The following is a 25,047-nucleotide window of genomic DNA, read 5'->3' as shown; positions in this document are numbered from 1 at the left end:
GCATAGGGAATTAAGCAACATCTACATGGGAAATCAACTTTTAGAAGAAAAGGAGACTATTGTTTATTACTTGGATGGAACTTTTACGGTAGTAGCACCTGAGGAAACCAAATGGAATGAGGAAGAAGAGGAGGAAGCGGAATGACTATAAATATCCCAAAGCAGACACACAAAGTATATATGGATCGAACTTTAGCGGTAGGACAAGATCGCTATGAGGAAGGCCGCGTCTACAATGTAGATTCGGAAATATTTAATAGGTTAACGGTATCTGATGAAGAGGGAAAAACACCGGCAGCGTGTAAAGTTGATTTCCCAAGTTTGGACGTAATCGAGCAGTCAATTGACTATGCGGTCGATGTCTATAAGAAACAGAGAGAGGAATTAAAAGCACATCCGAAATATGATGACGCGCCCAGCCTACGTACACACGAATTACAAGAGTTGCGAAAAGAATTAGATAAACAAGTTGCTGAGATGAAAGAGAAGTACGAGATTGAAATCCAAGCATTGCAGCGCGAAGTCGCAGATAAAATGTATACGTTACAAGCGTCAGAAGATACGGCATATTTAGATGTTGCAATGACACAATTACAATTTGGCAATCCGGTAACAACATTGCAAAGTCTGTTACTTAAAGCTGATCAAGTAGATGAAGCGGGGAAACTAGCTATCTTACAGGTGTTTAGTGGTATTGCAGATAAAGTTAAATCACATAAGCATTACTCATATTACGAAGCTAGTATTGAAAAGAAATTAAGTGAACTGTATGAGAAAGCGAGTAACGTTCCAACTATTCGAGAAAATGAACGTCGATTACAGCAATTAGACGTGTTAAACGAAAATAAATCAAGCGTAGGGGCGTCCTACCGTATGATGAAAATTATAGAAAAGGCGTGATGGAATATGAACGATATGGAGAAGGAGCAACTGGCCGCACAACTAGAACGATATAGGGAATCGCACGAGGAATTAGTCGAAATGCGTAAGCGTGAGGCCCTACGTAATAAAGGTTTTACAGGGACCGACGTAGAGAATGCAATCCCGCAATTAAACGGTGAGACGAAGGAAGAAATTGAAGCCTCATTAAAAGACCTAATGGTACGGTTACGCATTGAAGAAAGGAAGCAAGGCGCAGACCCGAATCCTGGTAACGGACTTCGATACACACCGCCATCAGTAAGCCCGTTGGATATTGGACGAAAGATGTATGAAAGAGTTAAAGAGGGTAAATCTAGCGTAAGAAGTTTAAGAGAAATTAAAGAATAGGGGAGATACTAATGAGAGAACATATTGAAAAAGCACGCACAATCCAAGAGGGAGTAACTAGTCAATATCTTGAATTACAGAAAGCGTTACAAGAGGAATTAGAAGAGGTAAAAAGAGATCTCACATTATCGGAAATTGGACGAGCGCAAAAGTCCGAGCAATTACAAAAGGAGCACGGTAAGAAGCTCATGGAGTTTGCTAAGCAGGCAAAAAACGATTTTCAAACAGCAGTCACTAAAGCTAGAGTAAGTGCAGAACGCTTCTTACTAGAAAATGCAGATAAAGAGTCTAACACAAAACCTTCAGATACTAAAGTTAAGTTATTTGAACAAGGATTATCTGATTTGAAAATACGTACTATGCTTTCTCCTAATTCAACTAGAGCATTAGAACTAATCAATCAATTTGTAGGTAGTATTGATGAGGCATATTTTGCAAATCATTTACGTAATCAGTTTGCAGAATTAATTCAATGCGCCGGTGAATCCGGAGGAGCAACAGTAAAGGCAGAACTACTTAAAATTTACCTCAAGCTAGAAACTGACTTTATTACGGATGAGCAAAATGAAGCAAGACAGATTATCGACAAAGCCAACGTAATGTTTGGCGCTAGCTTATTCAATTCAATCGTAGTAGATAGCGTAAGAGAGTTCTATCGTCATAATTTCGCGGATTACATTAATAGACCTGATATGTATGTTTACGCAGAAGGTACAAAATAAAAGATTAACATTTGGTGCGATGCCGGGCCTCCTAGCTACTGTTAAACGGTAACACCAAATGAAACACGAGAGGTCGCTATTTTAGCGGCTTCTTTTTTATTTATTTAAAAATAAGGAGTGTTCAAATGAATACATTACAAAATTTAGAGAAGATGCACAAAATCACAGAGGAGTTAGTGGCGGCAAAAGATTTAGATGAAGCAAGAGCAATAATGAGTCGGTTGTTGGTGCTAATGAGTGAAGAGGTTACGAAGATAAATGTCGCTTATGCTTTAATTAATAGTCAACTTACTGAGATTGAAGGACTCCGTCGTTTCATCGAAAAAGAAGGCCTAATACTAAAGTACGAAGCGTCTAAAAAACGCGGGGTAAAGTAGATGGAAGAAAGAATTACGGTTGACCTAGCCGCTCAAATAGGAAATTTTACGAGTGGATTTAGGCAGGCTACCCAAGTAGCTAACAACTTCCGTCAAACGATGAGTAGTATGCGAATCGATATACCAACGCCCAACGTAGCGCCTTTCCAACAAGGGTTACAACAAGCGAGCGCTCACGTGCAACGTTTTGGTAACGGAGTAAGTAACGCTGGGAGGACGATGCAAAATGCTTTCGCACCAGCCGCAGCCGTTTCCGGACTAGCGCTCGGAAAAATGATCTCTGACAGTAGGCAGTTCGAAGAGCAAACAAGGAGAGCAGCCGTACTTACAGGTGGATCTTATAACCAAGTGAAATCCGATATTTTAGACATGGCTAAAACTTCCGTATACTCTACTAGTCAAGTAGCCGCTGCTTATGCCGAGATGGGTGCGAAAGGTTTCGATGCCGCTCAATCTACAGCCGCGTTACCTGGCGTGTTAAGCGCAGCCGCAGCATCCGGTGAGGATTTAGGTTTAGTCGCTGATACGATTACGTCAGCTTTAAACGCGTTCGGCATGGAAGCGTCAAAAAGTGGACATGTAGCCGACGTACTTGCACAAGCGGCGAATCAATCAGCGGCAGGCATGTCAGACATGAGTTACGCATTTAAAGAGGCGGCTGGACCGGCTAACGCGGTAGGTATTTCGATGGAAGAATTAGCGGCATCTGTAGGTATCATGGTTGATGCGGGTGCTTCAGGACAAACGGCAGGTACAGCACTGAAAAACGCTTTAATTCGTTTAGTTAGCCCGCCGAAAGCTGCAGCAGATGCGTTAAAAAAATTAGGTGTAACTACGGTTGATTCTAACGGTAAGATGAAGTCGCTATCTGAGATTATAGGAGATATGCAAAAGGGCATGTCCGGATATACAGACGCTCAGAAATCTTCAACTATAGCTACTATATTCGGGATGGAAGCCGTTTCGGGAATGTTATCGTTAATGGAAGCAGGCCCTGATGAAATCAATAAGATGACCAAAGCGCTCGAAAACTCCGGTGGTGCTAGTAAGAAAGCGGCTGACGCGATGCTTGAAGGATGGGCGGGTGCTATGACGAAAATGGAATCCGCATTAGATGCCGCAGGTCGTGGCTTTACGGATGCTTTAGCACCGGCAATCACAGCGGTATCGGATAAAGTAGCCGGATTAGCTAACTGGTTCTCGGATTTGCCTACGTCAATGCAAACAGTAATCGCTACAGTTGCCGCAGTTGCAACCGCATTTACTATCTTCGGCACTGTCGCAGGTATTGCGATGTCTGCGATCGGTACATTCATCAGTGTTATTGGTGGATTAGGCGCTTCCCTTTTCGGTGCAGTCGGAGGTATGGGCGCATTATCTGCGGTATTTACAGCGATAACCGGTCCGATAGGGATTGTAATAGCCGCTATCGCAGGATTGGGCGCGGTCTTAGTAGCAATTTGGCAACAAAACGAGCAGTTCCGAAATAGTGTTATGACCGCTTGGACGGCGATTCAAGAAGTAATCAGCACCGTTCTGACCGCGGTAAGTTCTTTCATTATGTCAATTTGGACGGAAATAGTCGCCTTTTGGAACGAGAACCAAACTTCGATTCTAACGGCAGCACAAAACGTTTGGACTACTATTCAAGCGGTAATTAATACGGCGTTAACGGTGATTATGGCGATATTCCAAGCTATATGGCCGGTATTAGTGGTGATAGTCCAAGGCGTTTGGGATAATATCAAGGGCGTTATAGAAGGTGCTTTAAAGGTTATACAAGGTGTAATCCAAGTATTCAGCGGCTTATTCTCCGGGGATTTCGGAAAAATGTGGGAAGGAACAAAATCAATATTTACTGGCTCCATTCAGTTTATTTGGAACTTTTTCAACTTAATGCTAGTCGGTAGATTATTAAGTTTAGGAAAGTTATTATTCTCTGGTTTGAAGGGGATTGTAACTGGCGGATGGTCTTTTATTAAATCAATTTTCCAAGGGTCAATTTCAAGTGTATCGACCCTCGTATCCAATGGATTCACTACGATTAGAACGATCATTACTTTCGTAATGAATGCCGTGAAGTCAATCGTTTCCGGTGCTTGGAACGCTATTAAGAGTGGTACTTCAAGCGTTATGTCAGCTATCAAAAGCGTGATTTCAGCAGTTTGGAATGCGATTAAATCGATTATCTCTACGGTGGTAAATTCAGCGAAATCAGTTGTACAAGTTGCCTTTCAAACTATGAAAAATATTGTATCCGAGGTCTCATCCAGTATTAGTTCGGCTATCTCTAATTCATGGAACGGTATTATTAGTTTCCTAAAAGGTATCAACCTAATGAGCATCGGTAAGAACATCATGGAAGGCTTATTGAAAGGTATTACATCGATGGCTTCGGCTATATGGGATAAGGTATCGGAAATCGGTAACGGAATCAAGGACAAACTTACCGGACTATTTTCGATTCATTCGCCGTCTAGGTGGATGCGTGACATGATTGGTGTGAATATGGCTAAGGGTTGGATGAACGGTATCGATTCGATGAAAAGTTCTCTAATGAGGACGGCGGCAGAGATGACAGAATGGATGAAGCCGGAGATGTTAGCGGTGGACACAGGTGTGACCAATGCAAATGTTGTGAGAGCAGTGTCACCTTCGGCTTATCCGTTAAGAGAACGTTCGAACAGTGGCTCAGTACAGTCTTCTGATAGACCGATAATTGTTGAGAGCGTGTTGAATTTAGACAGTCGTGTAGTCGCAAGGGCTACGGCGGACCATATTGACGATTTGTTAACAAGTAAGAAAGAGAGATTAAAAGCATTTTAGTTTAAGACGAGAGGTGATTGTATGGTACAAGAAGCACCAGTAATTGATTACGACAAGTTAGAGAAAGAAATCGAAGAACTACGAGCGAGAAACGAGGCACACAGACAAGAACGTATTGCAAAGGGATTGCCACCGGAAAGGCCCGATCATTTCGTAGATAGGGAAATATCAAAAGTATTAGCGGATAAAGTCGAGCATCTATTTGATTACTTTAAAGGGTACGGCGCTTTAATAGTAAAGACGCAAACGTTACAACCGACAGAATACAAAACGATTCAACAGAAATATGGCGATTACATTCTATTGTTGAGTGAAGCGATTGACCCTAAAGATGACATGACTGGCGGTTGTCTTCGGGAATTTTTAGAAGTGTTTAAGCTTATCGATGCGAACGAAATCAGCTACGAAAAAGCTAGCCGGAAAATTTACTCTGCGTTTAAAACATTGGAATTACGAAATTGTGGTTTACATGAATTTGGCGAAAAGCCTTTACCCGCCATCGATGAAGAGCGCTTGGAGAAATTATGTAGTGATGAATCGTTCTTACAATCGGAAGTACAACGTTACTTAAAACATTACGAAGAAATTAAACACTTAATATAAGGAGGAAATACGATGGATCTAAGAGACTTACGCCAGGAGATAACGGACGAACAAGCGCACGCAGCGGTTAAATTAGTCGAAAACTCTTTCGAAGGTAGGGAACGAAAGACCCTCGAAGAGATTGCGGAAGAACTCGGAATTTCACGTACTACATTATGGACGTGGAGTAATGACGTTAACTTTATTCGATATAAGGAGGCGTTAGCCGATCAATTATTACGTGATAATATCGATTTAGCTAATGGTCAACTATTGGCGCTGATTCGCGGAGACTTTACGGCTAATAAGACTCCGTCAATTAAAGCGTTAGAGTTATTCTATAAGTTGAGCGGTAAGCTAGTCGAGAAGAAAGAGATTACTACTACAAGCGATAAGCCGAAAGTTTCACAGAAAGATATCGAACAGACATTAGCGGATTTAGGAAAAGGGATTTAATTATGACGGCGGATTCTCCTACGTGGAGGGTTCGCCCTTTTTTTGTACCTATTTACGCCGAGATTCGCATTTTGAGACGATTAGAAATAGTTTTACGGGGAATAGGTCGATTAATAGCGAAATAATTCATTAATATTTTTTGTATCTTAAATACGTTATATATAATAGGAAGAAACTCGACAAAAATAATAAAAGTGGATTTGACGGAAGGAATTCGAGATTTTATAATGAATAGTAATAACGAAAGCAAATCGTACGAGGTAATTGAGGTGTCCGTTGTGAGTAACGGCTCAGTACGTACGGTATAATCGTAAATAGAAGACACTATATATTTTACTTGTCTACCGAGTCGACTCAAAATCGTGTTCCTTCGGGAGTGTCGGTTCGACCCCGACCATCGGTATCAAATAGCGCTTTAAAAAGACTCTAACATTTCTGTTAGAGTCTTTTTTGTTGTATAATAGGATAAAAGAATATTTTATATAAGTGTTTAATTTTGATGTGATGGGGGAAGGAAATGAAACGAAAAGGATGGTTAGGTGTTATTATTTGTGGAGTATTTCTTTCAGGTGGACTATTATATGGATTGTTGAAATTGGCTGAGATACCAGTAGGAGGAGAGAGAGAAGTTTTTGCAGAATCAAGTGATGATTTGGAAACAAATATTGCAGAAATTGAAGGCTCAAATGCTCAGCTACATATCACAAAACATTCAACTGAGGAAGAAGTGGTTTCCGCAATGCATAGTATGGCACATCAAAAAGTTATACCTAATAAAAATTGGGGAGCGACCCCGATGTCTACAAAGAATGCAGAAAGAGTAAAAGATATTTTAAGTCAAAGCAATTTCGCTCATAAGCAACAATTATTGGAAATTACTGAGAAGTGGATAAAGAAAGATTTCAGTGAAATTGTAGAAGAGCATAACTCTTTTCAAGGATTGATGAATCGTAATATTGATACTGCTACAGGAACGATGGACTCTTTAGAAGAAACCACTTTTGTGTTAAATACTTTTGGAGATAAAGTTGCTGCTGCATTAACAGAGTCTGGAGATCTCCCAGAGCCAAAATAGATTATCAAATAATTGTTTGTTTACTTCAATTAAATAATAACTTGATGAAGTGTTAAATTCGTAATGAAGAATAAAATTGAGGTATAATATACGATGTGAAGTAAAAAATGCATGAGTTTTCATTATGTTCATAATGAAATTGATTATGAACTTTTTGTATTTATTTTGAAAAAGTGTTGAATAAACATTATATTTCATATTAATATTTTTTATGTAGATTTAAACGTGAAAGAGAGTGGAACTTAATGGGTCGTAAATGGAATAATATTAAAGAAAAAAAAGCATCAAAAGATGCAAATACAAGCCGCGTATACGCTAAATTTGGACGTGAAATTTATGTAGCTGCAAAACAAGGTGAGCCAGATCCAGAATCAAACCAAGCTTTAAAAGTTGTACTTGAGCGTGCGAAAACGTACAGTGTACCAAAAACAATTATTGACCGTGCAATTGAAAAAGCAAAAGGTGGTTCAGAAGAAAATTATGACGAGCTTCGTTATGAAGGGTTTGGACCAAACGGATCTATGGTAATTGTAGATACACTTACAAATAACGTAAACCGTACTGCAGCAGATGTACGTGCAGCATTTAGTAAAAACAGTGGTAACATGGGTGTAAATGGATCTGTAGCATATATGTTTGATGCGACAGCTGTTATTGGGCTTGAAGGAAAAACAGCAGATGAAGTACTTGAAATTTTGATGGAAGCAGATGTAGATGCACGTGATATCTTGGAAGAAGAAGAGGCTGTTATCGTTTATGCTGAGCCTGATCAGTTCCATGCGGTACAAGCAGCGCTTAAGGATGCTGGTATTACTGAATTCACAGTTGCTGAACTAACAATGCTTGCGCAAAGTGATGTAACACTTTCAGAAGATGCACAAGTACAATTTGAAAAAATGATTGATGCATTAGAAGATTTAGAAGATGTTCAACAAGTTTATCACAATGTGGACTTAGGAGAATAATCATTATAAACCTAATGATATCAATAGTTCTAGTCTAATCATTTCGCTGGGCTAGAATAAAAACTGTAATAATTAAGATGATAAATGTCTTCTCATAGATGAATTGAAAAATTCATAATGAGGAGGCATTTTTTATTCCATATTCAAATCAAAAAACAACATACACCTGTATTATTTCTTTCTAAACTTTAATAAAGGACTTGTATCGCTTAATTCAACAAAGAACGGAAAAAGAAATAAAAAAGGTAAAGCATGAGCACCAAATTCAAACGTATCATCTGAAAGATATTGTCTTCCGTAACAATATGGACAATCCTTCCCATCGTTTTGCATGAGAAGCGACCATACATCGTTTGCTTTCCATTTTGTTTTACAATTCGTACAACGAGTCATAAAACGCCTCCTATCTTTTTGTTCACTCTTTAAATTATATTTTATTTATTTTCCAGAATATTCCATTTTATTATACATACAATAAATATTTGAGTAAATGAAATCGTGTAGGAGTGTACATGTACTATATGTGAACTTAGGTTATAAAAAAGGATTCTTGTAATGAGTAATGAATATTAATATATATTGTATTTAAAATTAAACGAATGTTCTTTGGAGGTTATAAAATGGAGTATACAACACCTAAGCACATTGTTGCTGTTTCTGCTTACATAACAAATGCAAATAACGAAATTCTTTTAGTAAAGGTACAGTGGAGAGCTGATACATGGGAAATGCCTGGAGGACAAGTAGAGGAGGGAGAGGCTCTTGATCAAGCCGTTTGTAGAGAAGTACTTGAAGAAACGGGTCTCTTAGTAGAACCAGTTGGAATTACAGGTCTTTACTATAATGCGTCAAAGCATATTTTATCGGTGGTCTTTAAGGTAGAGTATGTTAGCGGAGAAATAAGAATCCAGCCAGAAGAAATAAAAGAAGCAAAATTTATTGCTTTGAATGAAAATAATATTGATGAATATATAACACGCCCACATATGAAGTCGAGAACACTTGATGCCATAAATGCAAATAATTTTATTCCATATGAAACATGGAAAGTAGATCCTTATGATTTGATAGGAAGATTATAGAATACTTCATTTTTTATCCCGCTATTCTAGGGCAGTAATACTCCCACCTCAAAATTCGACGAAAGCAAAGAAGTTAGGTGGGAGTATTACTGCCCGTAAAAGCCCGATTGGTGCGGGCTGATAATCAGTGGGGGATGAAAAAGCCCCCCCACTGATTAAAGTTTCACTTTATTTAAAGAGGAAGTTATTTGAGATATCATCAAATAACTTCCTCTTTTTACTTATATTGTGTAAGTAAAAATGTCTAGTATGATCTTTAATCGGTGAAACTAAATAAGATAGTAGGATAAAAAGTATACATGGTAAATATATATTGATTACAAGAACGCTTGTTTGGTAATATATCTATATTGTTCTAATTAAAATTGAATTGTTACATTAATTTTTTAGGAAATGCTATAGATGAAATATTAGATAAAAAATGACTGAAACTGAAAAATAGTCAGGTGATATAATAGAAAAAGGCTAAATAGAATCTTATCATTTTTTCTGCTAGAATATGTATTTTATAGCTTACAACATTGTAAGGTAAGTGTAAGAGAAATCAATTGGAGATTGCATTAGGAAACAGTATTCTTAATGTAAGGATTATATATGCTGTAAGGAAAAGAGGTGTGCACGATGAAAGAACGAGTACTGTCTAGGGTTAACTATCATCAAAAGGTTTCATTCAATCCAATTACAAAGTTTCTTTATAAAGCCATTATTTTATTATTACTACTTAGTTGTACATTATTATTGATTGGAAATGTAATGATTGAGCAAAGTGATATTAGCAAGCTACATGTACCCGCTAAATTAGAGGTACCAGAACCTTTGGCTCACGCGTTTATTGCGACAGAAGATAAAAGGTTTTATCATCATAATGGTTTAGACTATATAGCAATTGTTCGAGCTTCTATTGAAAATATAAAAGCTGGTGGTGTTGTACAGGGGGGAAGTACAATTACACAGCAGCTTTCCAAAAATGCTTTTTTATCTAATGAACGTACATTTTCTCGTAAATGGAAAGAGATTTTTTATACAAAAAAAATTGAGCGTACATTTACTAAAAATGAGATTTTAAAATTATATGTGAGCAATATTTATTATGGAGAAGGTGCATGGGGGATTGAAAAAGCATCCCAGCTATACTTTGGTAAAAAGGTAAATCAATTAACATTAAGTGAAAGTGCAATGATGGCTGCTATTGTGAAAGCTCCTACTTATTATTCTCCTGCCCAGAACTATGATAAGGCAGTAGAGAGACGAAATGTTGTTTTGAAATTAATGGAAAAAGAAGGGTATATTAGCCATGATGAATATGTGCAAGCAATTAGTGAAAAATTAGTAATTCGTCATGATATTCCAACTCAGCATTCGTTGCAAAAAATAGCGCGTGAAAAAGCGGTAAGCTAAAAGCGAAGTTCCATAGAGGGAACTTCGCTTTTTTGAATAGAATAGCCAAAGAAGAGACACAATATTGACACATTTGTCGTTTTTTTGGAAATTATGTGAGCGTGTTCATTGCATGATGTATAAAAGTATTGATATCATGTGTAATGTGTACAACAATGTATACAGAATATGAATTTAAAGAGGAATGTATATGAAATCATCAAATAAAATCATGGCTCTTGGTATTGTTTTTTCTATCGCAGTATTAATTGTAATCGGGACAATTGCATACAGTATCATAAATGACAAAAAAGATAAAGGGAATGAGATGTTTGCTTATTCCACGCAGCAATCTTTAGGTAAAGAAGATGCTCCTGTTAAGGTTGTAGAATTTGGAGATTTTAAATGCCCAGCTTGTCGAACTTGGGATGCTACAGTATTACCTCGTTTAAAGGAAGAGTATATTAATAAAGGGAAAGTACAGTTTTATTTCATTAATTTCCCGTTTATTGGAAAAGATTCCGATTTAGGTGCAGCGGCTGGCGAAGCGATTTATAAACAGGATCCAGAATCCTTCTGGACATTCTACGATGAAATTTATCAAAGTCAGAAGAAAGATACTGAAGAATGGATTACAGAAGAACTGCTTCTTAATATAGTGAAGGAAAAGCTTCCAAAAGTTAATGTAGATCAATTTAAAAAAGATTTACATAGCAAAGAAATTCAAGATAAAGTACGTAAAGATTCAGACCGTGCACAAAAACTGAAAGTACAAGGTGCTCCTTCAGTATATGTAAACGGAAATCTTGCGAATCCAGATTATGATAGTATAAAAAAGGAAATTGATAAAGAATTGAAAAAGTGATGAGTATACTCATCACTTTTTCGACTTTTTTCGATAAATTTCTTGCTTGGGCTTTTGTTACATGCTATACTATTTTACATAAGTTATTTCAATATCTTATGTTGTTTTCATATTTGCGGGTGTAGTTTAGTGGTAAAACAAGAGCCTTCCAAGCTCTGGTCGAGAGTTCGATTCTCTTCACCCGCTCCAAATTTCATTTTATATTCTCATAATAAATTGTGATCAACGCAGTGTTTCGTTTCTATGATAAACGAGGCATTGCGTTTTTTAATGTTTGGAAATGAAGATTTTATACGAAAATAGAATTAAGGATTATGATTACGAAGTGAATTGCTAACCATCATTAGGTGATTACTTGTTTGATGAGGATATGTATTCATCGTAGAAGGAGGCAAAGCATGGATTTTGAGCAATTAAAACAAGATGTAATAGCGTATAGTAAAACAATTGGAATAGATAAAATAGGTTTTGCGAGTGCCTCGCCATTTGAAGAATTAAAACAGCGTTTAATTCAGCAGCAACAGTTAAATTATCAGTCTGGCTTTGAAGAGCCGGATATTGAAAAAAGAACAAATCCGCAGTTACTATTGCCGGGAGCAAAATCAATTATTGCAATTGCCTTAGCGTACCCATCAAAGTTGAAAAATGCACCGTTAAGTAAACGAGGAGAAAGACGTGGCATTTTCTGTCGTGCTTCTTGGGGGCAAGATTATCATCTTGTTTTACGGGATCGCCTGCAAAAATTAGAGGCGTATTTAATTGAGAAGCTTCCTGATATAGAAGTGAAATCAATGGTGGATACGGGAGAGCTGAGTGATCGTGCTGTTTCGGAGCGTGCTGGTATTGGATGGAGCGGTAAAAACTGTTCCATTATTACGCCAGAATTTGGCTCTTATGTGTATTTAGGTGAAATGATTACGAATGTACCATTTCCGCCGGATCAACCAATAGAAGATCAGTGCGGAAGCTGTACAAAGTGTATTGATATTTGCCCAACTGGTGCACTAGTACAAGGTGGACAATTAGATTCAAAAAAATGTATTGCTTTTTTAACGCAAACAAAAGGGTTTCTCCCAGAAGAATATCGAGATAAAATTGGAAATCGTATTTACGGCTGTGATACGTGCCAAACAGTTTGTCCAAAGAACAGAGGGAAGGATTTTCATAATCATCCAGAAATGGAGCCGGATCCAGAGCTTGTTAAACCATTATTAACTCCATTATTAACGATAAGTAATCGAGATTTCAAAGAAAAATATGGAATTATGTCTGGATCATGGCGCGGGAAAAAACCATTGCAACGAAATGCAATTTTGGCCCTTGCTCATTTTAAAGAAGCCACAGCAATTCCTGATTTAATTGGTGTTATGAAAGATGATCCAAGACCTGTAATTCGTGGTACAGCAGCATGGGCTCTAGGAAAAATCGGTGGTGAAGGTGTAGGGGAAGCAATTGAAAAGGCGATGGAACGTGAGAAGGATGAGGAAGTTCTCCATGAAATGAATCGAGGTCTTGAAATGTTAGCTGAGAAAAAACAGTAGATAATGTCTCCTTTTTTCATATCGTAATATGGGAGGGAGAGGAAATGTTGGTAAAACAAAAGCTTGAAAAGCAGATACAACAATTGTTAGCTTATATTACAAATAAACGTGTAAGTGTCGATGAGATTCCTATGGATTTATTACAAGTACTACAGCGAAAAAGAAACTTGTTTCAAAACCGTAATGCTGAAATTGTGAAGGCAACAGCAGACGTATCTTTTATAAGACAATGGAATAGTAGGCAATATCAAGAAGTAGATTATCAAGTTCATTTGAAATATTTAGTTCATCACCATGAATTATTTTACATGGAAGAAGAACAATTAGAACGACGTGTTTATTTAAAAGATGGGCGTATTGTAGAAGATAAAGATATTGAAACACAAGTAGAAAGAGTCCAAGGTGAAACGTTAGAGCGTGAGATAACGAAAGGAAAGTATGGTTCGTATCAATATAATCGCTTAGAAGCTGTCAAATACGCGGAGCTTTGGTGGGATGATCGGAATCCAGCGTATCGTAATTTTCCTGATAATTGTACGAATTTTATTTCGCAGTGTCTGCATGCTGGTGAAACGCCAATGACTGGGTATCCTAACATTCGTAAAGGATGGTGGCAAAGGGAGAATCAGTGGAGCTGGAGCTGGGCAGTTGCTCATTCATTTTATTGGTATTTATCAGGGGCTACAACAGGACTACGTGCTAAAGCGGTAGAAAGTCCGGAAGACCTTCTACTCGGTGATGTAATTGTTTATGATTTTGAAGATGATGGTAGATGGAATCATACAACAATAGTTGTAGCTAAAGATGCAGACGGTATGCCGCTTGTAAATGCACATTCTGCTAATAGCCGCAGGCGGTATTGGAATTATGAAGATTCCAGTAAATATACGCCACAAATGAAATATAAATTTTTTCATATTATTAATGGGTAGAGATTTTTCACTCAAGTGGTATAATACGTAGTAGACAAAAGATTGAGGTGAATATCGCGTGGGAGTACATGTTGTTTTATATCAACCAGAAATTCCAGCAAATACAGGAAATATTGCACGTACTTGTGCAGCTACTGGGACAGAATTACATTTAATTCGACCGCTTGGATTTTCAACGGATGATAAAATGTTAAAACGTGCCGGCCTAGATTATTGGCAGCACGTAAAAATTACGTATTATGATTCGATTGAAGAGTTTTATGAAAAAAATAGTGACGGTGAATTTTTCTATTTAACAAAGTATGGTGAAAAAGCACATACAGCGTTTGATTATAGTAAGCCAGAGAAAAATTATTACTTTGTATTTGGTAGAGAAACAAACGGATTACCAGCAAACGTAATCGAAGAAAACTTCGATCATTGTTTACGTATTCCAATGACTGACAAAGTGCGTTCGTTAAATTTATCTAATACAGCAGCGATTTTAATTTATGAAGCATTCCGTCAACAAAATTATCCAGGTTTAGATTTAGAAATTGTATATTAAAAGTTGTATGTAATAGAGAACAAAAAGTGATGGGCCTAGGCCCATCACTTTTTATTTGTACCTGGTTTATCGTTATAACCTGAAGTGAAAATTGCAGTAAGAAACGTAAGTGAGACACCTAAAATTAATAATAATTTCATGTGAATCCTCCTTTTTCATATTTTATTTAAGAGAATTTGGATCTTAAGTTTATGTAGATTCTGTGGAAGTAAAGAAGATATATCTGTAAGAATGAGAAGGAATTTCCCGATAAATTCATTATACCGAATTTTCTTTTAACTTTGGGATGAAATTTATAATGTTTGTAGGAGATTTCATTTTGATTTAAAGAATGTTTAAGGACATCCTCGCATACCTTTTATAATAATCCGATTGAACAAGGAGATGGGGGAGGAGCTATAATGGATATTCTAAAGAAAATTGAACAGCATCGAGAGGCAGAAGAACGTTTACAATGGGAAGGTACGTTTGCGGAATATTTGGAGCTTGTTAAAGAAAGACCATGGGTGGCTCAAACAGCACACTCTCGCATTTACAATATGATTAAAGATGCTGGTATTGAAGAAGTAGAAGGCAGAAAAAAATATAACTTTTTTAGTAATCAGCTATTTGGATTAGAAGATGCGTTAGAGCGTCTTGTGGAAGAATATTTTCATCCGTCTGCGAAACGTTTAGATGTTAGAAAACGGATTTTACTATTAATGGGGCCAGTTAGTGGTGGGAAATCAACATTAGTCACTATGTTAAAACGAGGATTAGAAACATACTCGCGTACAGATCGCGGAGCTATTTTTGCGATAAAAGGTTGCCCGATGCATGAAGATCCTCTTCATCTCATACCACATCATTTACGTGATGACTTTTACGATGAATATGGTGTAAGAATTGAAGGGAACTTGTCACCATTAAATGTGATGCGTTTAGAAAAAGAATACGGGGGAAGAATTGAAGATGTAATTGTAGAACGGATTTTCTTCTCGGAAGATCGCCGAACAGGAATTGGTACATTTAGTCCTTCTGATCCAAAATCACAGGATATTGCGGATTTAACAGGAAGTATTGATTTTTCTACAATTGCAGAATATGGTTCAGAGTCCGATCCACGTGCATATCGTTTTGATGGAGAGTTAAATAAAGCAAACCGTGGCATGATGGAGTTTCAAGAGATGTTAAAATGTGATGAGAAATTTTTATGGCATCTATTATCTCTTACACAAGAGGGGAATTTCAAAGCTGGGAGATTTGCACTTATTTCAGCAGATGAATTAATTGTAGCCCATACGAATGAAACAGAGTATCGCTCCTTTATCTCCAACAAGAAAAATGAAGCGTTACATTCAAGGATTATTGTGATGCCGGTTCCATATAATTTACGAGTTAGTGAAGAAGAACATATTTATGAAAAGATGATTCGTGAAAGCGATGTTTCAAATGTACACATTGCGCCGCACACACTTCGCGTCGCAGCAATGTTTACGATTTTAACACGCTTGAAAGATCCAAAGCGCCCAGATATTGATTTAATTAAAAAGATGCGTTTATATGATGGAGAAATGGTCGAAGGTTATAATTCAATTGATGTAGAAGAATTACAGCGTGAATATCAAGATGAAGGTATGAGTGGAATTGATCCACGTTATGTTATTAACCGCATTTCTTCTACTATTATTAGAAAAGAAGTACCATCGATTAATGCGCTTGATGTGTTACGTTCGTTAAAAGATGGGTTAGATCAACATCCATCCATTAGTAATGAGGACCGGGAGCGCTATATGAATTTCATTTCATTAGCACGGAAAGAGTACGATGAAATTGCCAAGAAAGAAGTACAAAAAGCGTTCGTGTATTCGTATGAAGAATCAGCTAAGACGCTTATGGATAATTACTTAGATAACGTTGAGGCATATTGCAATAAATCAAAATTACGTGATCCATTAACAGGTGAAGAAATGAGTCCAGATGAAAAGCTAATGCGTTCCATTGAAGAACAAATTGGCATTTCAGAAAATGCGAAGAAAGCATTCCGAGAAGAAATTTTAATACGTATTTCTGCTTATGCTCGTAAAGGAAAACGTTTTGATTACAATTCACATGAGCGCCTTCGCGAAGCAATCCAGAAAAAATTATTTGCTGATTTGAAAGATGTTGTAAAAATTACAACATCTACGAAAACACCAGATGAAAATCAGTTGAAGAAAATTAATGATGTTGTTGCACGCTTAATCGATGAACATGGCTACAATTCTTCATCGGCAAATGAATTGTTGCGCTATGTGGGTAGCTTGCTGAATCGATAGTTTGATAATAAAACGCTGTCTCTTATGAAACCAGAGGCAGCGTTTTTATATCTATCCAATTGAAGTAATGGAACTTTACCATATATATCTATTTTGATTTTCCGGCATATAAGTCACGGCTATGAAAACAAAAGGAGATATCCACTTGTTTTCTCTCTTTGTTTTAACCTGGCATGGAGCAAAAAATGGCACTGATCGCTACTACACTCGGTCGGATGCTCTCTCTCAGCTGAAAGTTAGGGTTTATGTCGTTTTTTCAATCTGTATTTATATAGTAAATGTTTCATTTCATATATGGACTTGTCCAAACATAATAAATTAAGGTGCAATTTCATGAATTTATTGTCAATTATTTTTACAATACGCATATGATAGAGTAACCAACCATTCATACAGAAAAAAGCCAACACAATACAATATGTTGCAGAGTGAAAAAGTGTGCAACAATGAATTGTGTTTCTTTCTTATCAGCTAAAGAAATTTTAATTTAAAATGGATATCAAAGTTTTTGTTAAGGATGTTCGGAGCAATACGTAAAAAAGCTATGGATGCCTTTTGGTTATGGAAAAAGTAAGTTCTAATGAACAGATACTTTTTAACTACTTTTATGGCTACATCATAACCTTAAATTCTTATATTACTGTTTATTAGAGAAAATAAGGGAAATTAAAGTAAGGAGGGAAAAGGATGGGCGAAGAAAATCAACCTAATTATACAATTTCACAGGAAAACTGGTCCCTCCATCGCAAAGGACATGACGATCAACAACGCCATCAGGAAAAGGTGCAAGAGGCAATTAAGAATAACTTACCAGACCTTGTGACAGAGGAAAGTATCGTTATGTCTAATGGTAGGGACGTTGTAAAAATACCAATTCGTTCTTTAGACGAATATAAAATTAGATATAACTATGATAAGAATAAACATGTTGGGCAAGGAACTGGTGGTAGTAAAGTTGGCGATGTGGTTGCAAGAGATGGATCAAGTGGTCAAAAACAAAAAGGACCAGGAAAAGGGAAAGGTGCAGGAGATGCAGCTGGGGAAGATTATTATGAAGCAGAAGTATCTATTTTAGAATTAGAGCAAGCGTTTTTTAAAGAGCTAGAGCTACCTAACTTAAAGCGGAAAGAAATGGACGAAAATCGTATTGAACATATTGAATTTAACGACATTAGAAAAACAGGATTATGGGGAAATATTGATAAAAAACGGACGATGATATCAGCTTATAAACGAAATGCCATGAGTGGAAAACCAGCTTTTCATCCGATTCGTCAAGAAGATTTGAAATTCCGAACATGGAATGAAGTGTTGAAGCCAGATTCAAAAGCGGTTGTATTAGCAATGATGGATACGAGCGGATCTATGGGGCTTTGGGAGAAGTATATGGCGCGTAGCTTCTTCTTTTGGATGACAAGATTCTTACGTACAAAGTATGAAACGGTAGATATAGAATTTATTGCTCATCATACAGAAGCGAAGGTCGTGACAGAAGAAGAATTTTTCTCAAAAGGAGAAAGTGGCGGAACAATATGTTCTTCTGTTTATAGAAAAGCACTTGAGCTTATAGATGGAAAGTATTCACCAGAACGCTATAATATTTATCCATTTCATTTTTCAGATGGGGATAACTTAACATCAGATAACGCTCGGTGTGTGAAGCTTGTTCAAGAATTGATGAAGCTATGTAATATGTTTGGGTATGGGGAAGTAAATCAGTATAATCGCCACAGTACGCTTATGTCAGCCTATAAAAATATTAAAGATGAGAACTTCAGGTACTATATTTTAAAACAGAAAGTTGATGTATTCCACGCAATGAAGAGCTTTTTTAGAGAAGAATCAGGTGAGAAAATGGCGTAACCCCTTTTTTTATATTGATAGTAACAAAGGCAAGCTCATGAAATTCATATTTCATGAGCTTGCCTTTGTTAGTTTACTTTTCCACCTTATGTAATAACGAATTCAGGTTTTACTTGTGAACCAAATTCTTCTTTTAAATATGTATCTTGTTGTGCATCGATTCCTACGGATGGCACAATTCCGAAGACGGTTGCCAACATAGCTAAAATATCTACTGTTTTTCCAATAAGAGAATTTTTCGATCGATTAAATAATGGAGTAACTATAGCACCGATTGTACTACCTTGTCGTTTTCTGAACGTAAAGTATGCAATTGTTAAAGCAACCATCACATAAAGTGACCAAGAGAAGAGACCCCAGTGAAAAAATGAATATTGCATAGCGAGTTTTGCGCTTTGTTCAGTTCCAGGTTCACCGGTAAGCGGTGCCCCGAAATATGAAATTGGTTCAGCAATCCCCTAAAAGAGAAGACCAATTCCCATTCCTGTTCCAAACAACATGGCGAGCCAAGAAAGGTAGCTATATTTTAGTTTCTCATCATCTTTACCAAGTCGAATTGATCTATACTTTGAAAATGCTAAATAAGCAGCTAAAACAATCATTGTGGTCATAAGTAGAGAGTAAATCTACCCAAACTTATTGAGGATAAATGAATTTAAAGAAGAGGTAACACTTTGTAAATCATAGCCTTGTATCCAATTCGCTGGAGGCACACCTCATATAATAAATAAGGTTGTAAGCAAGATGGAGATATAAAATACACTGTTTTCTTTTTTTATCATAGAATTCCACCTTTAATTAATTAGGTTAACAGTTATATTAAGCATAACAATTATTGGTTTAAATGCAAAAAATTACTTTTTATAGAAGGGGTACGTTAGTATGATTATTCATAAAACGTTCGAAATGTATACAGAAATAATATGAAATATTGCATTTTGTATTATTTTATTAAGATAATATGTTATTTTCATGTTGCGGATATACAACTAGGGAGGACTTATTATGAAAAAGAACATAAAGTTTAATCAAATAATGCTAGGGATTAGTACAATGGCATTATCATTAAGTGGATGGCAAGCTGAAGTATCAGCAGAAGAAAAAACACCTTACAATGTATTACAAATGAAACCTGTCGGTATAGAAACTTTAAAAGATGAAATTGTACATTCTACAAAGGCGGATGAAACATTATCATTTGAAAAGCGTTTAAAAGTAGGAGATTTTTCACAGCGACCAGCGCCGATTGCGGAGCGGGCTGAAGTTAGACAATTCCAGCAAAGTTATTCTATGGCAGAGCTTAATAGAATGAGCGATAGTGAATTAATTGATACGCTAGCAAATATTCGTTGGAATCAAATTACAGATTTATTCCAATTCAATCAAGATACAAAAGCTTTTTATCAAAATAAAGAGCGCATGAAAGTTATCATTGATGAGTTAGGACGACGAGGAAGTGCTTTTACGAAAGAGGATGCAAAGGGAATTGACACATTTGTTGAGGTATTACGTTCTGCTTTTTATTTGGGATTTTATAATAATGAATTAAGTTACTTAGATGAGAGAAGTTTCCATGATAAATGCTTACCAGCATTAAAAGCAATTGCGAAAAACCCAAACTTTAAATTAGGTACAGCTGAGCAAGATAAAGTGGTAGCTGCGTATGGGAAATTAATTAGCAATGCTTCTAGTGATGCTGAAACAGTGCAGTATGCGACAAATATTTTAAAACAGTATAATGATCACCTATCTACGTATGTAGGTGATCGTACGAAAGGACAAGCCATATATGATATCATACAAGGAATTGATTATGACATACAGTCTTACTTGTATGATACGCGTAAAGAGCCTAATGCAACAATGTGGTATGGAAAGATTGATAACTTTATAAATGAGGTTAGTAGAATCGCTCTCATACGGAATGTGACAACTGAAAATAGTTGGCTAATTAATAATGGTATTTATTATGTAGGACGTTTAGGGAAATTTCATAGCAATCCAAAAAAAGGATTAGAAGTCATTACACAAGCAATGGGGATGTATCCTCGCCTAAGTGAAGCTTATTTTACAGCGGTAGAGCAAATTACAACAAATTATGGTGGAAAAGACTCTAGTGGGAATACAGTAGATTTAGAGAAAATACGTGAAGAAGGCAAACAGCAGTATTTACCGAAAACATACAAATTTGATGATGGGTCTATCGTATTTAAAACAGGAGACAAAGTAACAGAGGAGAAGATTAAGAGATTATATTGGGCTGCCAAGGAAGTAAAAGCGCAATATCATCGTGTAATTGGAAATGATAAAGCGTTAGAATCAGGGAACGCTGATGATGTATTGACAGTAGTAATTTATAATAATCCGGATGAATATCAGTTAAATAGACAGTTATATGGATATGAAACAAACAATGGTGGAATATATATCGAAGAGAAGGGAACTTTCTTTACATATGAGCGCACCCCGGAACAAAGCATTTATAGTTTAGAAGAGTTGTTCCGTCATGAATTTACACATTATTTACAAGGAAGATACGAGGTTCCTGGTTTATTTGGAAGAGGAGATATGTATCAAAATGAAAGATTAACTTGGTTCCAAGAAGGTAATGCGGAATTTTTTGCGGGATCTACACGTACAAATAATGTTGTTCCACGTAAGAGTATCATCAGTGGTTTATCATCTGATCCGGCGAGTCGTTATACAGCAGAGCAAACATTGTTTGCAAAGTATGGCTCATGGGATTTTTATAACTATTCCTTTGCACTGCAGTCTTATTTATATAATTATCGATTTGAAACATTTGATAAGGTTCAAGATTTAATACGTGCGAATGATGTGAAAAATTATGATACATATCGTGAAGCTTTGAGTAAGGACACACAATTAAATAAAGAATATCAAACATATATGCAGCAATTGATTGATAATCAAGACAAATATGATGTACCACAAGTATCGGATGATTATTTAGTAAAACACGCACCAAAGCCGTTAGCTGAAGTGAAGACAGAAATTGCAGATGTTGCGAATTTGAAAAATGTAAATATTACAAAACATAAGTCTCAATTCTTTAACACATTTACAGTAGAAGGCACATACATAGGTGGTGCATCAAAAGGTGAATCCGAAGATTGGAAAACGATGAGCAAGCAAATGAATCAAGTATTGGAACAGCTATCGCAAAAAGGATGGAGTGGTTATAAAACAGTTACAGCATATTTTGTTAACTATCGTGTGAATGCAGCCAATCAGTTTGAATATGATATTGTTCTCCACGGTGTTGCAACGGATGAAGAAGAAAACCAAACTACTAAAGTAAATATGAATGGACCTTACAATGGGAAAGTAAATGAAAAAATTCAGTTTCATAGCGATGGTACAGAAAGTGTAGGTGCAAAAATTATTTCTTATCTTTGGAATTTTGGGGATGGTACAACAAGTACAGAAGCAAATCCTATTCATGTATATGGGAAAGAGGGAACGTATACAGCGGAGCTAACAGTGAAAGATAATAGAGGAAAAGAAAGTAAAGGACAAACGATGGTCACCGTAAAACAGGATATGCAAACAGGTGCAGGCTCTGAAGAGGCAAAGGTAATTCCTTTTAATACGCTTGTAAATGGAAATCTGAATACTCCTAATCAAACGGATGTTTACATGTTCGAGGTTAAATCTCCAAAAGAGGTAGATATTTCTGTTATAAACAAACAGCAAATTGGGATGACATGGGTGCTGCATCATGAATCAGATATGCAAAATTATGTTGCTTACGGTCAAGCTGACGGAAGCGTCATTAAAGGGAAATACCAAGCAAAACCAGGAAAGTATTATTTATATGTATATAAATTTAATAATGAAAATGGGGCATATTCATTATTAGTAAAATAAAGTTGTTTCCAATGTATATAAAACTTTACTTTTTATGTAAAATAATCTATTATATAGATATACAATATATCGGTTATTTTCTAGGAGGAGCCTGTCACTATAGGCTCCTCCTGTTCTTTTTTAAGTAGCCTGTCCGTACAGGTATTTCTTTAAAGAATAAATAACTGAAAATTACGAAATATAATTCTTAAAAGAGGTGATGCATACATATAACAAAGAGAGAGGCAATGATGAAAGGGGGATAAGGCATGACATTGTTGGGTTATCCACTTGAGACAATTTATTTATATGGATTTATTATTGCTACCGTACTGACTGTTATTTATATCTTTTTTGGAGATATATTTGAATCCATATTTAGCTTCGGAGGTGGATCTACATCCATTGTAACGTTACTGCTCAGTTTCTTTGCAATGCTTTGTGGTTTTAGTTATATAGGAGAGTATTTATTTTCTTTAAATAGTATTGTTATTTTTAGTCTTTCTTTCGGCATATCTTTTATTGTGGTTTTTCTAATGAAGATATTAATTTTAAAACCAATTGCAGAGTCGGAACAAAATACAGTGCAACGTATGGATGAATTTGTTGGCTGTAGGGGAGAAGTGATTATTACCATCCCGAAAGAGGGCTTTGGAGAGGTATTAGTTTCTTCGAAATTTGGAAGCAATGCGATACCAGCTAAGGCAATTGGGAAAAAAGATATTTTACAGGGAACACAAGTCATTATTGAGGGAGTTCAAGATGGTGTTTTGCTTGTACAAAACATCGCTTATTCTTTAAAAAAACCAAAATTATAAGGAGGAATTTAAATGATTCCGTTAATTATCGGTGGTGTATTACTCGCAATTTTACTTTTACTTATTTTGGTGTTTATTACAAAATACCGTACAGTTGGCCCGGATGAAGCATTGATTGTTACCGGGAACTGGCTTGGCGGCGGAAAGAATGTTGTTACAACAGATGATGGAAAGAAAATTAAAATTATTCGTGGCGGCGGTACTTTTGTAGTACCGATTATGCAACGAGCAGAACCTCTTAGTTTATTAAACTATAAATTAGAAGTTGGAACACGTGATACGTATACGAAACAAGGGGTGCCAGTTACGGTAAACGGTGTTTCTATTATTAAAGTAGGTTCAACAATTGAAGAAGTATCTACAGCAGCTGAACAATATTTAGGAAAAGAAACCGAAGAGTTAAAAGTAGAAGCGAAGGAAGTATTAGAAGGCCATTTACGCGCTATTTTATCTTCAATGACTGTAGAAGATGCTTACAGTAATAGAGAACAATTTGCACAAAAGGTACATGAAGTTGCTTCGACAGATTTAAAGAAAATGGGTCTTCGTATTGTATCCTTTACGATTAAAGAAATTATGGACAAAAATGGTTATTTAGATGCTTTAGGTCAACCACAAATCGCAACGGTTAAACGTGATGCAACAATTGCGAATGCAGAGCGTGAAAAAGAAGCACGTATTGAAAAAGCACGTGCGGAAAAAGAGGCAAAAGAAGCTGAATATCAACGTGATGCACAAATTGCAGAGGCTGAAAAGCATAAAGAATTAAAAGTGCAAGCATATAAGAGAGAGCAAGAGCAAGCTCGTGCAGATGCTGACCTTTCTTATGAATTACAACAAGCAAAAGCGCAGCAAGGTGTTACAGAAGAACAAATGCGCGTAAAAATCATTGAGCGTGAAAAGCAAATTGAATTAGAAGAAAAAGAAATTGCACGTCGTGAAAAACAATACGATGCAGAAGTAAAGAAAAAAGCAGATGCAGATCGTTATGCAGTTGAACAATCAGCGGAAGCGGAAAAAGTAAAACAAATTAAAAAAGCAGATGCAGAACAATATAAAATTGAAGCGGAAGCAAGAGCACGTGCGGAAGAAGTACGTGTTGAGGGTTTAGCGAAAGCTGAAATTGAAAAAGCACAAGGTCAGGCAAAAGCGGAAGTTGAAAAGGCTCAAGGTACAGCGGAAGCGGATGTTATTCGATTAAAAGGTTTGGCGGAAGCAGAAGCGAAGCAAAAAATTGCTGAAGCATTCGAATTATATGGTCAGGCGGCAATTATGGATATGGTTCTTAAAATGCTTCCAAGTTACGCAAAAGAACTTGCAAGCCCACTTAGCAACATTGATAAAATTACTGTTGTGGATACAGGCGGCAGTGGAAAAAACAGCGGCGCTGGAAAAGTTGCAGGTTATGCGACTGATCTAATGGCAACGATGCAAGAAACATTGAAAGCCTCTTCTGGCATTGATTTGAAAGAGTTATTGGAAGGATTTGCTGGGAAAGGTGCTGTGCAGCAAGCGGTGAGTGAGAAGCCTGTTGTGCAGGTGGTGGAAGAGAAAGGGAAAAGTGAAAATTAATGAAAGAAGGC

20 protein-coding genes, 1 tRNA gene and 2 pseudogenes are annotated in these 25,047 nt (G+C 36.5%); 21 read left to right on the top strand and 2 right to left on the bottom strand.

All coding sequences use genetic code 11. The features are described from left to right. Positions 1 to 141: 141 nt before the first annotated feature. From J4P91_RS09990 to J4P91_RS09950, 9 genes and pseudogenes are all read left to right on the top strand, one after another. Complete coding sequence (locus tag J4P91_RS09990) at positions 142 to 900, top strand: hypothetical protein (RefSeq protein ID WP_207993969.1); 759 nt, start codon at positions 142 to 144, stop codon at positions 898 to 900. A gap of 6 nt (positions 901 to 906) precedes the next feature. Beyond that, positions 907 to 1,269 carry a hypothetical protein gene (locus J4P91_RS09985; RefSeq protein WP_207993968.1) on the top strand — a complete coding sequence of 121 codons (363 nt, stop codon included), beginning with the start codon at positions 907 to 909 and terminating at the stop codon, positions 1,267 to 1,269. 11 nt (positions 1,270 to 1,280) lie between these two features. After that, entirely contained in the window at positions 1,281 to 1,991 is a 711-nt protein-coding gene (locus tag J4P91_RS09980) for a hypothetical protein (RefSeq protein WP_207993967.1), read from the top strand. Positions 1,992 to 2,116: 125 nt separating this feature from the next. Further along, a complete protein-coding gene (locus J4P91_RS09975; protein WP_207993966.1) occupies positions 2,117 to 2,368 on the top strand; it encodes a hypothetical protein in 252 nt (83 codons plus the stop codon). After that, positions 2,369 to 3,922 (top strand): annotated as a pseudogene (locus J4P91_RS29910) (phage tail tape measure protein); the annotation flags it as partial. It abuts the gene before it with no gap. A gap of 1,293 nt (positions 3,923 to 5,215) precedes the next feature. After that, positions 5,216 to 5,797, top strand: coding sequence for a hypothetical protein (locus tag J4P91_RS09965; RefSeq protein WP_207993964.1), 582 nt, complete (start codon positions 5,216 to 5,218; stop codon positions 5,795 to 5,797). Between the two features lie 12 nt (positions 5,798 to 5,809). Then, positions 5,810 to 6,232 carry a phBC6A51 family helix-turn-helix protein gene (locus J4P91_RS09960; RefSeq protein WP_207993962.1) on the top strand — a complete coding sequence of 141 codons (423 nt, stop codon included), beginning with the start codon at positions 5,810 to 5,812 and terminating at the stop codon, positions 6,230 to 6,232. A 517-nt stretch (positions 6,233 to 6,749) separates the two neighbouring features. Beyond that, on the top strand, positions 6,750 to 7,307 hold the full coding sequence (locus J4P91_RS09955; RefSeq protein ID WP_207993961.1) for a DUF6241 domain-containing protein: 558 nt from the start codon (positions 6,750 to 6,752) through the stop codon (positions 7,305 to 7,307). A 245-nt stretch (positions 7,308 to 7,552) separates the two neighbouring features. Beyond that, on the top strand, positions 7,553 to 8,272 hold the full coding sequence (locus J4P91_RS09950; protein WP_098335739.1) for a YebC/PmpR family DNA-binding transcriptional regulator: 720 nt from the start codon (positions 7,553 to 7,555) through the stop codon (positions 8,270 to 8,272). Positions 8,273 to 8,443: 171 nt separating this feature from the next. Here the strand turns inward: J4P91_RS09950 and J4P91_RS09945 are convergent, their stop codons facing one another. Continuing rightward, positions 8,444 to 8,665: a hypothetical protein gene (locus J4P91_RS09945; protein WP_207993960.1), complete on the bottom strand. Its 222-nt coding sequence runs from the start codon at positions 8,663 to 8,665 to the stop codon at positions 8,444 to 8,446. Positions 8,666 to 8,892: 227 nt separating this feature from the next. Here J4P91_RS09945 and J4P91_RS09940 point away from each other — a divergent pair, with 227 nt between their 5' ends. From J4P91_RS09940 to yhbH, 9 genes are all read left to right on the top strand, one after another. Further along, positions 8,893 to 9,354 (top strand): NUDIX hydrolase, encoded by a 462-nt coding sequence (locus J4P91_RS09940; protein WP_207993959.1) that lies wholly within the window; start codon positions 8,893 to 8,895, stop codon positions 9,352 to 9,354. 621 nt (positions 9,355 to 9,975) lie between these two features. After that, positions 9,976 to 10,752, top strand: a complete 777-nt coding sequence (locus tag J4P91_RS09935) for a transglycosylase domain-containing protein (protein ID WP_207993958.1) — start codon at positions 9,976 to 9,978, stop codon at positions 10,750 to 10,752. A 190-nt stretch (positions 10,753 to 10,942) separates the two neighbouring features. Continuing rightward, a complete protein-coding gene (locus tag J4P91_RS09930) occupies positions 10,943 to 11,596 on the top strand; it encodes a DsbA family protein (RefSeq protein WP_207993956.1) in 654 nt (217 codons plus the stop codon). 115 nt (positions 11,597 to 11,711) lie between these two features. Next, positions 11,712 to 11,785: transfer RNA gene (locus tag J4P91_RS09925), tRNA-Gly, on the top strand. 209 nt (positions 11,786 to 11,994) lie between these two features. Further along, positions 11,995 to 13,137, top strand: coding sequence for a tRNA epoxyqueuosine(34) reductase QueG (queG, locus tag J4P91_RS09920; RefSeq protein WP_207993954.1), 1,143 nt, complete (start codon positions 11,995 to 11,997; stop codon positions 13,135 to 13,137). A gap of 44 nt (positions 13,138 to 13,181) precedes the next feature. Beyond that, the gene (locus tag J4P91_RS09915; RefSeq protein ID WP_207993952.1) at positions 13,182 to 14,069 is read left to right on the top strand and encodes an amidase domain-containing protein; all 888 of its coding nucleotides are present in this window, start codon (positions 13,182 to 13,184) and stop codon (positions 14,067 to 14,069) included. A gap of 58 nt (positions 14,070 to 14,127) precedes the next feature. After that, a complete protein-coding gene (trmL, locus tag J4P91_RS09910) occupies positions 14,128 to 14,616 on the top strand; it encodes a tRNA (uridine(34)/cytosine(34)/5-carboxymethylaminomethyluridine(34)-2'-O)-methyltransferase TrmL (protein ID WP_017149855.1) in 489 nt (162 codons plus the stop codon). A 401-nt stretch (positions 14,617 to 15,017) separates the two neighbouring features. Next, positions 15,018 to 16,913, top strand: a complete 1,896-nt coding sequence (locus J4P91_RS09905) for a PrkA family serine protein kinase (protein WP_017149856.1) — start codon at positions 15,018 to 15,020, stop codon at positions 16,911 to 16,913. Between the two features lie 687 nt (positions 16,914 to 17,600). Continuing rightward, positions 17,601 to 18,776, top strand: a complete 1,176-nt coding sequence (gene yhbH / locus J4P91_RS09900; RefSeq protein WP_207993951.1) for a sporulation protein YhbH — start codon at positions 17,601 to 17,603, stop codon at positions 18,774 to 18,776. A gap of 146 nt (positions 18,777 to 18,922) precedes the next feature. Here yhbH and opuD read toward each other — a convergent pair. After that, positions 18,923 to 19,558, bottom strand: a pseudogene (gene opuD, locus J4P91_RS09895) (glycine betaine transporter OpuD); the annotation flags it as partial. Between the two features lie 223 nt (positions 19,559 to 19,781). Between opuD and colA the strand changes: the two are divergent. The 3 genes from colA to J4P91_RS09880 all read left to right on the top strand — a co-directional run bounded on the left by colA (position 19,782) and on the right by J4P91_RS09880 (position 25,036). After that, positions 19,782 to 22,667 (top strand): collagenase ColA, encoded by a 2,886-nt coding sequence (colA, locus tag J4P91_RS09890; RefSeq protein ID WP_207993950.1) that lies wholly within the window; start codon positions 19,782 to 19,784, stop codon positions 22,665 to 22,667. 248 nt (positions 22,668 to 22,915) lie between these two features. After that, the gene (locus J4P91_RS09885) at positions 22,916 to 23,464 is read left to right on the top strand and encodes an NfeD family protein (RefSeq protein ID WP_207993949.1); all 549 of its coding nucleotides are present in this window, start codon (positions 22,916 to 22,918) and stop codon (positions 23,462 to 23,464) included. A 12-nt stretch (positions 23,465 to 23,476) separates the two neighbouring features. Continuing rightward, complete coding sequence (locus tag J4P91_RS09880; protein WP_207993947.1) at positions 23,477 to 25,036, top strand: flotillin lipid rafts scaffold protein FloT; 1,560 nt, start codon at positions 23,477 to 23,479, stop codon at positions 25,034 to 25,036. Positions 25,037 to 25,047 lie beyond the last annotated feature (11 nt).

This window comes from Bacillus sp. XF8 (genome assembly GCF_017498755.1).
In the GTDB taxonomy this organism is placed as follows: Bacteria; Bacillota; Bacilli; order Bacillales; family Bacillaceae_G; genus Bacillus_A; species Bacillus_A bingmayongensis.
Note: the sequence above shows the minus strand (reverse complement) of the source record. Positions and strands in the feature narration are given on the sequence as shown.